The sequence below is a fragment of the Azonexus sp. MM2026_4 genome, assembly GCF_055901855.1.
In genome coordinates this window covers 1,321,737-1,340,126 of record NZ_CM148380.1, presented here as the reverse complement: position 1 = coordinate 1,340,126, position 18,390 = coordinate 1,321,737, and the positions used below count along the sequence as shown (strand labels likewise).

Annotated in this window: 1 protein-coding gene (cut by a window edge); it reads left to right on the top strand. The window is 64.2% G+C overall.

Going from position 1 to position 18,390, the window contains the following annotated elements:
• Window positions 1-18,390 carry the 3' portion of a tandem-95 repeat protein gene (locus tag AC0KWY_RS06160; protein ID WP_474028757.1) on the top strand. Its footprint begins 18,201 nt before the window's first position, so only the last 18,390 of its 36,591 coding nucleotides appear in the window; the start codon falls outside the window, past its left edge; it ends in the stop codon at window positions 18,388-18,390.

Genomic DNA, 18,390 nt, shown 5'->3' with positions numbered 1-18,390 from the left:
GCCGGTCTGCTGCGCCCGGCCGACGAAGCGCCGCCGATCCGCGACAGTGCGCTGGTACTGAGCCTCAACGCCACGCTGGCCTCGGGCATTCTGCTGGCCAAGGGCGGCGACAGCTATCGCACCCAGGCCGATATCCTCGGCTTCTTCAGCAAGGTGCAGCAGTGGTACGGCGATACGGCCAAATTTGCCGGCGATGCCAATGCCGCAAAGGACTCGATCGAGTACATAGAGATTCGTAGCACCAGCGAAGGGGGATCGGTCGAGATTCCCGTGCCCAACATGGCCGATCCGACCACGTTCGACATGAACGTGAGCCGGGACACCCAGTATCTCAACTTCAACATCTATGCCGGCGGCCTGACCGAACTCGAGTACCTGCGCCATATCGGCGTGCTCGATCAGAAGTTCCGTCCGGTGGCGGCGCAGTCGCTCAATCTGTTGAACTACCTGCAAGTGAAGGCGCAGCAGGCGCAAGGCGACAGCCTGATCAGTGTACGTGGGCCGCAGGGTTCGACCGTGGCGGCCGACGGCACGCCCTATGTGCCGGCCGATACGCCGCTGCCGTATACCGTGTCGTTTACCAATCCGAGCGATGCCGCGGTAGGCGAAGTGCGCATCGTGACGCAGCTCGATGCCGACATCAATCCGCGTTCCTTGCGCCTGTCCGACCTCAAGCTGGGCGACATCAACGTCCATATTCCGTCCGAGCGTTCGGTATTCCAGGGCGATTTCGACTTCACGGCCAGCAAGGGATTCATCCTGCGCGTCTCGGCTGGTATCGACGCCGAAACGCGGACGGCGACCTGGCTGCTGCAAGCCATCGATCCCGACAGCGGCGAAGTCCTGCACGACGCCTTGCGCGGTCTGCTGGCCCCGGCCAGCGACGGCAGCGCCGACGCCAAGCTGAAGCAGGGCTACGTCGCCTACACGGTCATGGTGGCGGATAACGCCCAGACCAACGCCACCCTGGTCAGCTCGGCGCGCATCTTCCTCGACGACGCGCCGCCGGTCGATAGCGGCGAAGTCGTGTGCACGCTCGACGCCCAGGCGCCGCAGACCACCGTGACGGCTAAGTCCCTGGGCAACGACGCCCAAGGTGCGCCCGTCTTCGACGTGACCTGGTCCGCCCAGGATGATGCCAGCGGCATTCGCTGCGTCACCGTCTACGTTGCCGACAATGGCGGCGACTTCAGGATCTGGCAGCGCCAGGTCGATCCCGGCCTGACACGCGCCTTGTTCACCGGCGTCGCCGGTCACCGTTACGAATTCCTCGCCGTGGCCACCGACAACGCCGGCAACCGCGAAGCGGCCATGATCGCCAACGCCGTGCTGCCGGACGACGGCGTGCGCCAGGCGATCCTCGATCAATTGGGCGTCAATGAAACGCTGACGCAGACGGCCGAGATGCCGCTGGCCAGCCATCGCGACTTCGCCGCCAACGCCCTGTTCGAGCAGGCGACGGCCGGTCTGGCCGGCGCGGTGGCCAAGAATTCGGTCAGCGACTTGTCGACCGTGCTGGCGCCTTTCGCCCTGCGCGGCTTCGCCGATGGCTTCGGCACCAGTGCCGCCGACATCGGTGCGCTGGCCATGGTCGAACTGCCCAACCAGACGATCCTGGTCAGTGCCGGCGCCCTGCGCAACGAAGTGTTCTGCTACGACGCCAAGGAAGGTGGCCATAGCACGACGCCCTTGTTCACCCTCGATGCGCCCATCCTCGACATGGCCGTCGATAGCGTTGGGCAACTGTGGGTCATGACCGGCGCCGAACTGTTGCAGGTCGATGCGACGAGCGGCGCCATCCTGCGCCGCCTGGCGGGGCCGACCGGCGATCCGCTCACCCACGCCCTGGCCATCCAGCCGGGCACGGGCGACATCTATGTCTCCTCGGGCAACGGCATCGAGATCTTCCATCCGAACGAAACCGATCCGACCCAGGCCTGGAAGCACTTCAGCAACACGCGCGTCGGCGATCTCGCTTTCGGACCCGACGGCCGGCTCTGGGCCGTGCGCTGGAGCGGCAGCGACATCACCGCCGCCCAGCCCGACGGCAGCACCGACATCATCAGCTTCCCGATGAGCGGGCGCACCACCGGTCACGCCGAACTCGAATACCGGCTGGCCGGTGTGGTCGACAGCATCGCCTTCGGTGCTGCGGGCAGTCAGCTCGACGGCGTCTTGGTCGCCTCCGCCCAGCCGCAGCAACGGGCCGTGGTCGCCGGTAGCACGGCGCCGCATCAGGCGGCGGTGTGGATGATCGAACTCAACTCCCAGCGCGTCCTGCAAGTCGCCACCGGCGGCACGCACGGCGAGGCCATCCTCACCACGGCCGACGGCCGCATCCTGGTCGGCGAAAGCGGCCGGGTCGATGAGATCGCGCCGCTCAAGGCGCCGACGGTCAAGGCCACCAGCGTGCCCGACGGTGCGCTGGTGCCGCTGCCGCTCAACCAGATTGCCATCGTCTTCGACCAGGAGATGTGGCAGGGCTCGGCCAATGATGCCGGCAGCGTGCTCAATGCCGCCAACTACACGCTCAAGGTGCTGGGCGCCAATGCCGGCGCCACCTTCACGCCCGAGAGCGTGCGCTGGGATGCGGCGAGCAAGACTGCCTATCTGACGCTACCCTCGTTGCCGCCAGCCCAGTACGAACTCGACATCAGCGGCAGCATCGAAAGCGCGGCCGAGATCAAGCTGGCGCAAAGCTACGCCACCACTTTCGTGGCACTGCTCGACATGACCAGCCAATTGAAGCTGGACTTCACCCATACGCGCGCCAATCGCGCCGACGGCACGGTGAGCTACGACGTCAGCATCACCAACATCGGCACCGACGACTTGCGCGGTCCGCTGATGCTGTTGCTCGATCCGGGCCGCTATTTCGCCGACGGCATCGAAGGCGCCACGCCCGGCACCGACAACCAGTCCGACCTCTGGCTGCTCAATCTGAGCGCCGGTCTGCAAGCGCAGGGCAACAAGCTCGCGGTCGGCGCGACGCTGGCCGATCAGACGGTGACGCTCGTGCCAGTGGCCAACTTCACCACCCGCGCCGGCATGGCCGATCTGGTCAAGGCCAACCTCGGCCACGGCGTCTATGCCATGCCGCAGGCCAACGTGGCGCCGCAACTCACCGTTGCCGGCAGCGACAGTGCCGGCGCCTACGCGCTACCGGCGGCCACCGCCGGTCAGGCCTGGACCGGCCAGATCGAAGCTGTCGATACCGATGGCACGCAGTTCTTCTGGGAGCTGGTGCAGGCGCCGGCCGGCGTGACGCTGACGCCGCCGACGACATACAGCCAGGACGATGTCGGCTATCACGCCATCGCTACCCTGAACTGGACGCCGACCGCGCGCGATCTGGCCAATACCGAGATCGTCGTGCGCGTGCAGGATAGTCGCGGCGGCGTGGCGACCAAGCATTACCAACTGGCGGTGGCCGGCGGCAACAACGCGCCGGTGCTCGATGTCCAGGACGACATCACCCTGAAGGAAGGCGAAACCCTGTCGCTGCCGCTGACGGCGGCCGACGCCGATGGCGACGCGCTGACCCTGACCGTGCGCAACCTGCCGGCCGGCGCCGTCTTCGACGCCGCGACGGGTCTGCTCACCTGGGTGCCGGGCTACGACCAGGCCGGCCGTTACGACAAAATCATCGTCGTCGCCAGCGATGGCAAGACCACGGTCAGCCGCAGCTTCGGCATCACGGTGGCGCAGGGCTACGCCAAGCCGGTGCTGGCCGCCGTGCCGGCCCAGACCTTGCGCGAAGGCGACAAGTACGGCCTGCAACTGGCGGGCAGCATGCCGGGCGGGCTGACGCAACTCGATGGCACGACGATCAAGCTCGACTACTCGGCGCCCTGGCTGCCGGGCGGCGCGACGCTGAATTCGGAGACGGGCTGGTTCGAGTGGACGCCGGATTACAACCAGCATGGCAATCTGCGCATGCCGGTGACGCTGACGGCCACCTACACGACGCCGGACGGCGATGAGATCAGCACCAGCGTCACCCAGGACATCGTTCTCAACATCCTCAACGCCAATGGCGCGCCGGTCTTCGAGCCAGCCCAGACCTGGAACGTGCTGGAAGGGCAGGCCTTGCGCATCAGCGTCTTCGCCTTCGATCCGGACAACCCCGATTTCGAGCCCAAGGTCAGGACGTCGCCGACAGCCCCGGCCACCGGGCCGGATACCACCGCGCCGACGGTGACTTACGAAGTCACGGGCCTGCCCGCGGGGGCCAGTTTCGATGCCGAGACCATGGAGATCGTCTGGACGCCGGGCTATCACCAGGCCGGCAGCTATTCGATCACGGTCAAGGCCACCGATACGGGCGACGGCACCGGTACCCCGGCGGTGAGCACGCTGGTCGTGCCCATCGTGGTCGTCAACGCCAACCAGGCCCCGGTGATCGGCGACATCGCCAACGCCATCATCGACAAGGGCGCGACGCTCGACATTCCGGTCGTCATCGGCGATGCCGACGGCAATCCGCTGACGGTCACGGTGGTCGGCTTGCCGCGCTTTGCCACGTACACCCAAAATCCGTCCGCCAACGGCAGCGCGACGGGCACCCTCCACTTCGCGCCGGGCGACAACGATCGCGGCGACTACACCATCACCGTGGTGGCGCAGGACGATGGCGACGGCGATGTTAACCAAGTGCTGACCCAGGCCAAGAGCTTCGTGCTGACGGTGAAGAGTCTTGCCGAAGCACCGGTGATCGCCGCGCCGACGCAGGTCGCGGCGGTGGCCGGTGAGCTGCTGTCGGTGGCCATCGACGTCAGCGATCTCGATCAGGATGCGCTGACTTTCTCGGCCAACGGCCTGCCCATCGGCGCCACGCTGACGCCGCTGGCGCAGTACGGCAAGGCGCTGCTGACCTGGACGCCGACGGCCGCCGACCTGGGCAGCCGCGATGTCGAAATCGTCGTCAGCGACAGCGGCCTGCCGCCGCAGAACGCCGGCTACGTCAATCCGGACAATCCGGTGGCCAATGTCAGCCGCCACACGCTGCGCATTGTCGTGCGCGAGTCCAATGCCGCGCCCGAAATGCTGGGCGTGCAGGTCAATGGCACGCAGGTCACCGACAGCAACGATGCCGCCACACCCATCGCTGTCAGCGCTACCGAAGGCGTGGCGCTGACCCTGGAACTGTTCGCCAAGGATGCCGATGCTGACCTGATCGACTGGGTGGCCGCCAACTTGCCGCGCAACATGACGCTCGAAGTGCCGAGCGCCGCCAACGGCAATCGTGTCCTGCTGCACTGGGTACCTGACTATTTCGCCGCCCAGGACAGCAATGCCGGCAGCGCCGGTGTCTGGCGCTTCAGTCTCACGGCCAGCGACGGCATGGCGCAGTTCGCGCGCAGCTTTGAAATCAAGGTCGCCAATGTCAACCAGACGCCGCGCATCCTGCCGCAGCCGCTGCAACTGGTGAGCGAGGGCGACACGCTGGGCTTCTCGCTGGTGGCCGGCGATCCCGATGGCGATGCCACCCAACTCTCGCTCATCCAGGACGAGAACACGCCAGCCGGCGTGAACTTCGATCCGGTCTCGGGCTACTTTGAATGGACGCCGGGCAAGGATGTCGTGAACAACCTGGCCGACGACAGCCAGGCCTTCACCTTCACCTTCAAGATCACCGACGGCAGCGCCAGCAGCACGCAGACCGTGCAAGTGCGCGTCCTCGACGTGAACCGTCCGCCGCAGATTGCGACTGTCAATCATGCCGTGCTGATCGGCCAGACGCTGAGCATGCCTGTGCAACTCGGCGGCAGCGCCAGCGGCAAGGCCATCGTGGTCAGCGACGCCGATGGCGACGCGCAGACCCAGGCGCTGACGGTGAGCTTCACCGGTCTGCCCGAAGGTGCGGTGTACGACGCCGCCACCCGGCGCCTGACCTGGACGCCCGGTCCGGGTCAGGCCGGCGACACCTGGGTGACTGCGCAAGTCTCGGACGGCCGCAACGCCGTCAGCCAGACCTTCATCCTGCGTGTGGTGGCCGATGCCGCCGACAACGCGCCGAGCATCCTGGTCGCCACCACCCCCAGCACGCCCGCGCTGCCGGGCCAGTTGATCGTCGCCAACGTGCGCGCCGATGCCTGGAGCGGTATCCAGAGCGTGGCCGTCGAAGTCCGCGGCGCCGGCATTGGCAGCGACACCTGGCAGTCCGTCGCCCTCGACGGCGCCGGGCGTCTGCGCCTGACGCCGACGGCTCCCGGCCTGATCGACGTGCGCGTCACCGCCACCGACCGCGATGGCTTCGTCGGCACGCAGGTTCACACCATCCGCGTCAAGGACCCCGCCGATACCAGTGCTCCGCAACTGGCCTGGCAAGGCGCGCTGACTGGCGCCACCGCGAGCAGCCGCCCGGTCGAAGTGGGTGCGCTGACCGCACTTTCGGCGCAGATCGCCGATCTTCAATTGATGGGTTACCAGTTGCAAATCGCCCCGGCCAACGGCTCGGGTAGCTGGCAGACGCTGAGCCGCCACGACTTCGCCGCTGAGACGGTAGCCGAACTCATCGGCCTGGGCGATCTCGACCCGGCCAAGTTCGCCAACGGCGTGTATAAGCTGCGCCTGAGCGCCTGGGATCTCGTCGGCCGCACCCGCGAAATCGAAGCCCTGGTCGTGATCGATACCGCCAGCAAGCACTTCGACATCCAGACCGTGACCGATGCCAGCTTCTCGCTCGGCGGTCATACCTTCGCGCTCCAGCGCAGCATCGATCTGACCGCTGAGACCAGCGGCGACTTCGGCAACTGGCAGCTGCCCGTGCTCGAAACCCGGCTCACCACCGACCAGCCGGCGCTGAGCGAGAGCGGCTTCACCGCCGCCTGGATGGACGGCGCCCGGGTCTGGCTGCAAGTGCCGGCCAGCTTCGGCACTGCCGGCAGCGTCGATCTGAGCTTCACGCTTGGCACCACGTCGGAGCGCCTGAGCAACGAGCCCGGCGCGCCCACCGTCTGGCATCCGGTGTTTGCCGGCGATCAGGGCTGGACGCTGACAGCAACGAGCGGCAGCGGCGAGCGCGCCGATTCGCTGATCCGCCAAGGCAATCACCTCTACGACCAGATCACCGGCCTGCCCTGGGTGCCGACCGGCTATACGCTGACTGCGCCCGACGGCACGCGCTACCGCCTCGACACCGACGGCCGCATCAGCAGCGTTGAGTTCGCCGACGGCGCGCAATGGATCGTCTCCGACGCCGCCATCGTCGCCGTCACCGGCAAGGCCAGCGAACGCGTGGACTTCATCCGCGACGCGCAGGGCCGCATCACGCGCGTCAGCGGTCCGGGCGCCAGCATCGCCTACAAGTATGACGAGAGCAACCGCCTGGTCCAGTCCCGCCGGCTCGACGCCGCCGACATGGGCACGCCCTACGCCTATGACCGCAATGGCCAGTTGCTCAGCGACACCATCAGCGCCAATCTCGGCGCCGCCGTCAATTGGGCCAGCGCCAACGCGTGGCAGGGCAGTCTCACCGCCGGCCAGACCACCAGCATCGCCTTCGCCGTGCGCGAATCCGAACTCGCTTCCAGCATCAAGACCTCCGGTGCCCAAGGCGCCATCATCGTCGCCCTGAGCATCGAAGGCGCGGGCAACGTCGAAGTAACCGGCAGCACGGTGGTCGGCGACACGCTGGTGAACGGCAAGCGCACCTTGCTGTTGCGCGTGACCGAAGCCGGCGTCAAGCTGATCCGCCTCTCGGGCGCGGGCAACGCCAGCGTGGCCGTCACCCTGGCCGGCGACCTCGATCGCGACGGCAGGATCGACGGCAACGACAGCCAGGCCTGGGATGCAGCCTTCACCAACGGCGCGGCCATCGGCGACCTTAACGGCGACGGCGTGGTGAACGCCGGCGATCGTCAAATCCTCTACGCCAACTACGGCTGGCGCGCCAACACCGCGCCGGTGACGGGTACGACCGCCGAAATCAAGACCCACGCCGACCTGTCGGTACAGGCCGCGCTCGACGCCATCGCCCACGATTTCGAAGGCGACCAGATCTTCTGGCGCGTGCTCGGCACCACGCACGGCACGGCGGTCTTCACGACCGACGGCGCCCACCTGATCTTCACGCCCGAAGCCGGCTACACCGGTCAGGCCACGATCACCGTCCAGGCCGACGACGGCTTCGCTACCGGTGCGCCCATCGAACTCAGCGTCAATGTCAGCAGCGCCAAACTGCTGGCCATCCATCTCGCGCCGCTGAGCAAGCTCAACGCCGGGCAGGCCGTGCGCATCAGAGCCACCGCCGACTTCGAGGACCAGAAGGGCGTCGATGTCTCGGCTGACGGACGCTATCTGACCATCGCCAGCGCCGCCGCCGAGGTGAGTGCCATGGGCTCGGTGGCTGGCGATACGCTGCATGTCGACGATGCCAACGATGTCGTCCATGCCGTCACCACCGGTGCCGGTCTGGTGATGGTCAGTCGCGTCGACCAGGACGGCCGTGTCGTCAAGGCCGTGGCGGCGGTCAATGTCGTCGATGCCGCCGATCTGACGCTTTACGCCGGCAGCGCCGTGGTCGGCAAGCCGACCATACAGCCCGACGTCTACCCCGGCACCCTGACGCTGACGCCGGGCGGCACCCGGCAGCTGAAAGTGCATTGGCTCGATCCGGATAGCGGCGCCTCGGTCGATATCCATAGCGCAAGCCAGACGATCGTCGCGGCCAAGGCCGGCTCGGTCGAGCAATACACCTACAGCACCGGCGAGACGATCGACTTCACCATCGACCCGGTGGCGGCGGTCTATAGCGGCACGCGCTACCTCAGCAGCGACGAGTCGATTGCCACGGTCGGCGCCGACGGTCTGATTACCGCCAAGCGTGCCGGCAGCGTGACGGTCTCCATCGTCCATCTGGCCAGCAGCGTCAATGGTCTCGATCAACTGACCGAACAAGTTATCGGCCAGACCGACATCAAGCTCACGGTGCAGGCCGCGCAACTGACCGACAACGATCCGACCTCGGCAACGCCCTCGGCCATCACTGTCATGCACGATGTCGGCGGCGTGGTCGCCACGGCAACCGGCGAGATGGTCATGATCGGCGCCGGTGCGCTGGCTGCCGATACGCCGGTAGCGATCGAACGCATCGCCGTCGATCAGGTCACCCAGGTGACCGGCATGAGCGATCTGCCGGCATCCAGCGTCCTGCAAACCATCGGCGCCTTCCGGCTCGATATCGGGGCCAGTGGCAGCAACTATCCGGTACAACTGGCCGTGCCCGTGCAAGGAGGCAACGGCTTGAACCCCGGCGACGAAGTGCTGTTCTTCCGCAAGGGCAGCGCGCTGCAAGCCGACGGCAGCTTCAAGGATATCTGGTGGCTGGTCGACAACGGCTTCATCGGTTCCGACGGCGTCGCTCGCACCGCCAGCCCGCCCTACAACGGCCTCGATGCCTCCGGGGAATACGTCGTTTGCGCCAAACTGCCAGGGGTCATCGCCGGTCCGTTTGAAGTCGTCGGCGACGGCGGTTCCTGCTTGATGATCGGTAACATCGGCATGACGTCATTCATGATGGATGTCGCCGTTACCGCGTCCATGATCGGCATCATCGCATCGTCCGCCACGACGGGTACCGCCGCAAACTACCACTTCGGCGTGCCCCAATTCGTCGACATACCTTTGCCCAAGGTGGATCCCAGTGATCGCTTCAAGCTGAATCTCGACGAAAAGATCCCGCCGGTGACGAATCCTTACGGCACCGTGGTGATACCCAACATTACTGCGGCTGAAGTCAGCGACGTGGGTACGCTCCAGATCACCATCGACAACCCGTCCCCCAAGGCATTCCTGGACAAGCTGGAAGTGAGGGTGGTGTTCGCCGATGGAACGACCCAGGATGTTCAGGAACTTCCGGGTACCGCCAGCGGCGTCGTCGTGGTCAAGCCGCCCAAGGGGGTGGCCATCGGTAGTGTGGGTTGGCAGGTGGTACGCAAGGTCTACACCCTGTCTCCCGGCGGCTTTGTGGTTCCGGACGCACCGCACGAATTCGCCGGCAACATCGTGCACCTGCAACCCAAGCCCTTGCTCGCCGCAACCATGACGCGCACCGGCATCGAGTTCGTGCGCCAAACCGATGGTGCCACGGTGGGCTCGGTGCGCTTGTTCGACCAACTGGGTAGCAACGATTTCGGCGGTTCCTATTTGGTTGGATCCAAGGTTCAGCCGGTGGTGTTCAGCGAAGACTTGTCCACGGTATTTGTGGGCGGCAACGGTGTGGTGTTCATGATCGACGCGCTTACCTATCGTCTGATCGACACCATCACCGTGCCGGCTGGCAAGGGTGTCGCGAGCTTGGCCATTGCCGGACAGCGCCTGATCATCGGCGAAGGCGCGCGCTACGGCGGACCTGGCCGCTTGCTGGTCATGGACATCGATCCGGGCAGCAAGAAGTTCAAGTCCGTCATTACGATCAAGGGAACCGGCATCGAGGCCATGCCCTATGGCGTGACCGGCATGGTCGTCGGCCCCGATGGCAATACCCTCATCGTTGCCGCGCCGAAACAGGCCTACGGTTTCCATTTGGGCGACGCCAAGAAGCGGGGCGATGTGCTGGTACTGGACCTGAAATCGCTCAGCATGAAGACCGGGGTCATCGGTGCGCCGGTGATTGCCCAGTTGCCGAGCGATGGCCTCAGCGGCAAACTGCCGCTGACGATCTCTGCCACGCAGGACGCGAACCGCTATCTGGTTTGCAGTGTCATGGATTACAGCCGTGGCTTGTCAACCCTGGAACTGACACGCGATGGCAACAACGGGATAGCCAGTGCCAAGATGAGCGCAATCCGGATGTTCCAGAACGGTGAGGATGTTCGCGTTGATCGACTCGATATCCAGCGCGCCTCCAGTGCCGTGCTCGTTGAAGTGGATGGCGTCGAATATGCCATTGTTTCGGACGACAACTGCCACTCGATGGACCCGTATTGGCAGGCCATGTATGAGGCGCCAATGTTCATCTATACGCCGCTCGGCGCTCCCATTGCCATTGGTGGGTCAGCGTCGGCCAAGAAGGTGAATGTCGGCGGCAAGCTGGGTGTTGTCAGAGACCCCTTTGGGGCAGCGGAGTACATAGGAGCGACATTGCCGATCGATGGCTATGGTTTTGTCAGTCTATCGGTGGCGCAGGGAGCGCAAGGCAAGGTGTTGCTCGGCCAACTTCAGGGCTGGTTCAGCGGCAACATCATGTCGCCGGGTGCCAATGTTCAGCTGGAAAGCCAGACGCACGCCTGGAATATCAAGGCACTGATCGACGCCGCCTTGGCGCAACCCGAAGAACAGCGGATGTCCAGGCACATCAAGCTGCCTCAGAACGCCGAACAACTGTTACCCCAGATCGGGCAAAATCAGGCTGGCACCTATTTCGACGCCAATCCGAATCAGGTGATCGAGCAACAGGTCTTCATCGTCGGAGACAAGGAAATTACCTCAGGCAGTGGTGAGTCCCGGGAAAGCGTCATCGACCTCAAGGTGACGGCTTCGGCTTCTCCCAATGTCACCACTGAGATTACGATAGACGTCGATGGTCCGGCAAAGCGCTTCCTGAAAGTTCTCGCTGGCAGTGCCGAACTCGATTCGAAGCCGCAGTTCACGCTCAATCCAGGGCAGGAATGGAAGCTGAAGATCGATGCGAAGACGCTGAAAGATATGTATGGACAAAACGGCTTCTCTGCGCTGACGGAAGACGAACTCTACGGGACTCAGGTCACTGTCACCGTCTGTAAGGGTTCGATGAAGACCGTTTATAAGTACCAGATCGTGCGCTGGGTGGACGCTACCGATGCCGTGGCTGCGCTCAAGATGGCCGATCCCGCGTATTTTGAAAAGGTAGTGCAGCCATACGGTCCGCTTGTTGGCGAGGTCGCCAATGTCAAGTCTGCCATGTTCGAAAATACTTTGGTTGATGGAACCGGTGGAGTGGTTCGTTCCAAGAAGGTGACCATGTACTTGCCCGATATCGACAAGTTGCACCTAATGTTTACCGGAAGTTCGAACGATGAGTTTAGTTACCAGAAGTTGGAAGACACCAAACTTGTAGCTGGTGATATCAGAACGGCGACGTGGACATTTGACCCACGGTTAGGTGGAGATGGATTCGATCAATTTAATACATCTTATTCAACTGATCAGTTGATTATTTCGACAGCATCTGGATTGAAAATTGGCACGCTCGACGTTAAGGGCAAGAAAACCAAACCGGTGGTAATGCGTCTTGGATTCGAAAGTATTAAGAGTAGCTTGACCGAACTTATTTCGACAAGCCTGAAACGAGCAAATCCCGACGCCAATGGGAAGCGGAATTGGGTTTATACAAGCGAAGATGGCACGGCATCATGGACTGCTTCTGAGCAATTCGAGAAGGAATTTGGAGTATTCCTTCAGTCCGAAGCAGATCGGGCCTTGCTTAAGGCCGATGCACCGCCAAACGCGCTTAAGGATGCGTTTAATCGGTACTTGGACAATCTTTGCATCGAAATACAAACGAAACTCGAACAGGATTATGCTGGTGTCGAGGGGATATCCTTCAACGGGCAGGGTCTCGTTGATGACGACAATCAGGACTCACCGATTCCGAAATTTGACAAAGAAGGACCGTACATCAAATGGGGGATGTACCTCGATGGGTATAGTCTTGGCGCTACGGTGCGTGATATGGAGTCCGGATCCTTCGCGAAACCTGATTGGTATGACGGTTTGCTGCAAGGGAATACCTATTTGCCTTTGGCCGCTGAGCAATCGGCGTTCACTCAAGCGCTGAACAATCTCGTAGTGACTACGGTGAGGATTGGGGTCGCAGCGTTTATTACTGGAGATAATCCTGCTGGCGAGTTTTCGGATACCGCTGAGCGGATTGCAGCTCACGAACTTGGTCACACATTGGGGTTGAATGACGACTATTTTGTTTTGGGCGTTCAATTTGTAAGTAAATCTCAAAATATCATGGGAAGCTGGAGCCGTAGTGACGGGCGGCTTCCATTTCTTGATGATCAGTTGGTGACCTTACGCGCGGCGCTTGGGAGCCAAACGAACGGCAGCATTATCAATACGATAAATTGGTATAGGTCACATATCTATCTACCAGAGTCTGGGTGGTCGCTAATTGTTAATGCGCCGGAAGTTGCTGATAGTTTCGACCCCGCCTGGGACGGACTAGGTCCGGATTTCGACAACAGCGCCTTCTACGGCAATACGGTCAGTCTCAAGTCGGTAACGGTAGCGCCCCTCGCTGCTTCGGGTGCCGCAGCCCTGTCCGCTTTCGACGCCAAGACCAACTGGGCGACCACCGGCAGCGTGCAATGGTCGGGCAACGATGCGCTGCTCGGTGAACAGACCAGCACGCAGACGCGCCTGAACCAGGCTTTCGTCCTCGGTCCGACGGACAAGTATCTGAGTTTCACGCTGGCCAACATCGGGCTGGACGATGTCGACAATGCTCCGGACGACGCCTTCGAGGCGGCGCTGCTCGACGCCAACAGCGGTGCATCCCTGCTCGGTACGACCGGGCTGACGCGCAACGATGCCTTCCTCAACCTGCAAGCCGATGGCAGCGAGCATATCGGCCAGACGGTGACCAGCAAGCGTAACGCCGATGGCAGCCGCACGTATCTGGTCGATCTGTCGGGCATTGCCGAGGGTACGGCGGTCAATCTGTCTTTCGATCTGATCGGCTTTGGCGCGGCTGGCAGCCAGGTCACGGTGCGCAACATTCGCCTGGGCGCGGAGGCAGCGAGCGAAGTGCCGCAGTTGCTGGATGACAGCGCCAGCACGGCCGAGGATCAGGCAGTCGACATCCGTGTTCTGGACAACGACATCAACGCCCAACTGGCGGGCTTCGCGCCCGCCGTGCTCACCGGCCCGAGCCACGGCACGGTGACGCTGAACGCCGACGGCAGCTTCCGTTACGTGCCGCAGGCCGACTGGAGCGGCAGCGACAGCTTCAGCTATCAGTTGAGCGATGGCTCGGTGGTGTCGAACGCCGCCACGGTCAACATCACCGTCACGCCGGTAAACGACGCCCCGGTGGCCGCCGACCTCAAGCTCATCACAACGGAAGATGTGTCACTGACCATCGACCTGCTGAGCGGCGCTCATGACGTCGACAGCACGGTCTTGACCGCCGAAGTGGTCGCCGGCCCGGCCCATGGCCAGTTGCAGCAAGGCAACGACGGCCAGTGGCACTACACGCCGGACGCCGACTGGTTCGGCACTGACAGCTTTACCTACCGGATCGGCGATGGCGAGTTGTTCTCCAACATCGCCACGGTGACGCTGACCGTGACGGCGGTGAATGATGCGCCGGTCGTCCCGCCGCTGAAGGCCGAGACGGATGAAGACCAGCCGCTGGTGCTGGATCTGCTGGCAGGCGTCGTCGATGTCGATGGCGACCTCTTGAGCGTCACCATCAAGCAAGGCCCGCTGCATGGCCAACTGACCGCAGGCGCGAACGGTCAATACACCTACACGCCCGACGCCAACTGGAACGGCAGCGAGCGCATCGACTACGAAGTCAGCGACGGCACCGTCTCGGTTTCGGCCAGCGTGGTCATCACCGTCAAGCCGGTGAACGACGCGCCGGTGGCGGCCGATCAGGCGGTGACGATGGACGAAGACGGTCAGGCGCAGATCGATGTGCTGGCCGGTGCGCAGGACGTCGATGGCGATACGCTCAGCGTTCGACTGGTCGCCGGTCCCACGCATGGTCGCGTCGAACTGGGCGCGGACGGCAGCTTCGTCTATCACCCGGCGGCCGATTACCACGGCGACGACAGCTTCACCTATGCATTGAACGACGGCCAGATCGACTCGAATATCGCCACGGTGCGCATCAGCATCGCGGCGGTGAACGACGCCCCGGCGGTGGCGCCGCGCACCCTTACGCTCGACGAAGACAGCCAGCTGGTGATCGATCTGCTGGCCGAGGCGACGGATGTCGATGGCGATGTCCTGAGCGCCAGCATCACCGCGATGCCCAAACATGGCAGCCTGACGCAGAACGCCGACGGCACCTGGACCTATGTACCGGCCGCCAACTGGAACGGCACCGATGTCGTCGAGTATGAAGTGAGCGACGGTCAGGTCAGCACGTCCGCGCGCCTGGAGCTGACCGTCAAGCCGGTCAATGACGCGCCGGTCATCACGCCGATCGCCACGACGCTGCTGGAAGACGGCAGTGTGGTCATCGATCTGCTCGGCGCCGCCAGCGATGTCGATGGCGACGCGCTGACCGTGACCGCCGGCACGCCCGGCCACGGCAGCCTGACGCAGAACGCCGACGGCACCTGGACTTATCGTCCGGCCGCCGACTATGCCGGCGACGACAGCTTCGACTGGCGCGTCAGCGACGGCAGCGCCAGCACCACGGGCGTGGTGCGTCTGACCATCACGGCGGTCAATGATGCGCCGGTGGCGGCTGACGACAGTTTCACGGTCGACGAAGACCGCAGCATCACGCTCGCCGTGATGAGCAACGACCACGACGCCGAAAGCGACGTGCTGACCCTGCGCCTGCTGAGCCAGCCGGCGCACGGCACGCTGGTGCACAACGCCGACGGCAGCTTCGTCTATACGCCGGCTGCCAACTGGAGCGGCGAAGACAGCTTTACCTATGTGGTGAGCGATGGCCAGGCCGACTCGAACATCGCCACCGCCCGGCTGATCGTCAATGCCGTCGCCGATGCGCCGACCCTGGTGCTGACCGGCAACGGCGGCGAGACGCGGGAACTGTTCCGCACCGGCTGGGAGAGTGCGGCCAATGCATCGAGCGACTCGACGCTGGTCAAGCAAAGCATGCTGGAAGGCTGGACGCTGCTCACCGCGCCCGATGCCAAGTCGGGCGGCGCCAACGGCTTTGAAATCTGGAGCACGGGCGACAAGATGGCCAACGCCTCGGGCCGGCTGACCACCGTCAGCGCCGGAACCGGCAACGGCAAGAACTGGCTGGAACTCAACAACGCCACCGGCAGCATGGCCCAGACGCTGGGCATAGCACGCAGCGTCAACACCGTGGCGGGCGCTACCTACACGCTGAGCCTGGATCTGGCCGGCCGCCTCGGCTACAGCGCGGACTACACCAAGATCGGCATTTACGTCGATGGCGTCAAGATCGGCAGCGACCAGAGCACCAGCGGCGCCAGCGCCCTCAACTGGCAGACGAGAAGCTTCCAGTTCGTCGGCAAGGGCGGCGCGCAGACGATACGCATCGTCTCGGAAGCGACCAGGTTCGATGCCAACGGACGCGGCATGATGATCGACGACATCGCCCTGAGCGTGGTCCAGCCGGCCAACACCGGCCTGGAAGACACGCCCATCCGGCTGTCGGCGATCAGTGCCGCGCTGACCGATACCGATGGTTCGGAAACCCTGGCCGTCACCGTCGAAGCCTTGCCGCTGGGCGCCACGCTCAGCGACGGCACGCGCAGCTTCACCGCCACGGCCGGCAAGACCACGGCCGATGTCAGCGGCTGGGATCTGGGCAAGCTGACGCTGTTGCCGCCGCAGGACTACCACGGCAGCTTCATGCTCACCGTGGCGGCCACCGCGACCGAGCAAGCCAATCAGGCCCAGGCCCGGACCGAAACCGCGCTCCAGGTGACGGTACTGCCGGTCAATGACATGCCGACGGCCAAGGACGAAACCGCCAGCCTCGACGAAGACGGCAGCGTGATCCTGAGGCCGCTGGCCAGTGGCGCCGATGTCGATGGCGATGCGCTGACGCTGCGCATCGTCAGCCAACCGGCCCACGGTGCGCTGGTCAAGAACGCCGACGGCAGCTACACCTACACCCCGACTGCGAACTGGAGCGGTGAAGACAGCTTCACCTACGTGGTGAACGACGGCAAGCAGGACTCGAACGTCGCCACCTTGCGCCTGATCGTCAATGCCGTGGCCGACGCCCCGATGCTGACGCTCACCGACAAGGGCGGTGCCAGTTGGGAGCTGTTCCGCACCGGCTGGGAGAGCGCGGCCAACGCATCGAGCAGCGACTCGACGCTGGTCAAGCAGAGCACGCTGGAAGGCTGGACCCTGCTCACCGCACCGGACGCCAAGTCGGGCGGCGCCAACGGCTTCGAAATCTGGAGCACCGGCGACAAGATGTCCAATGCCTCCAACCGGCAGGTAACGGTCAGCGCCGCCAGCGGCAACGGCAAGAACTGGCTGGAGCTCAACAACTCAACCGGCAGCATGGCCCAGACGCTGGGCATCGAACGCAGCGTGGACACCGTGGCCGGCGCCACCTACACGCTGAGCCTGGACTTGGCCGGCCGCCTCGGCTACACGGCGGACTACACCAGGATCGCCATCTACGTCGATGGCGTGAAGATCGGCGGCGATCAGAGCACCAGCGGCACCAACGCGCTCAACTGGCAGACCAGGAGCTTCCAGTTCGTCGGCAAGGGCGGCGCGCAAACGATACGCATCGTCTCGGAAGCGACCAAGTTCGACGCCAACGGCCGCGGCATGATGATCGACGACATCGTCCTGAGCGAGTCGCTGCCGGCCAACACCGGCTTCAAGAACACGGCCATCCCGTTGTCCACCATTGCCGCCACGCTCACCGACCAGGACGGTTCCGAGACGCTGAAACTCAGTATCGCCGACATCCCCGTCGGCGCCGTGCTCAGCGACGGCACGCGCAGCTTCACCGCCACGGCCGGCAACACTACCGCCGACGTCAACGGCTGGGATCTGGGCAAGCTGAGCCTCCAGCCGGCGCCCGACTACAGCGGCAGTTTCACGCTCAAGGTGGTGGCGACCTCGACCGAGCAGGCCAATCAGTCCCAGGCGACGAGCGAAGCCCGCATTGATGTTACGGTGCTGGCGGCCAACGGCGGTCCGCAAGTGAAGGGGGCAAACTATCAGGTGCAGTCGGGCAGCAGCGTGAGCATCGACTTTGCCAGCCTGGCCACGGACGCTGACGGCGATGCGCTGACCCTGACGCTGGGCGAGCCGGCGCACGGCAAGCTGACGCGCAACGCCGACGGCAGCTACCGCTACACCCCGGTAGCTGGCTTCAAGGGCAGCGACAGCTTCGTCTATTCGGTCAGCGACGGTCGGCGTACCGCACGCGCGACGATCGTGCTGACGGTGGCGGGCCGGCATGCGCTTGAGGTTGGCCGCCTGGGCGGGGGGCGCGATGATCGCGCATCGTGCCTGCAGGTCGAGTCGCTGCTGCCCGGTCGCATGTCAGCTCAAGCCTTGCCGACGCAAGGCGAAGGGCTTCTCGCGCAGGGCAAGGCCTTGGTTTCGTCGGTGGCTGCGGTGGACTGGAACGCGACCGCGCCCAGTCTCGGCCAGGTACAGGAATCAGCCTGGCTGAGCGACTACTTCATCGGACGCAGCGAGGACAAGCGCAGCCTGGCGGAAATCACCGGACTGCGGATCACTTGA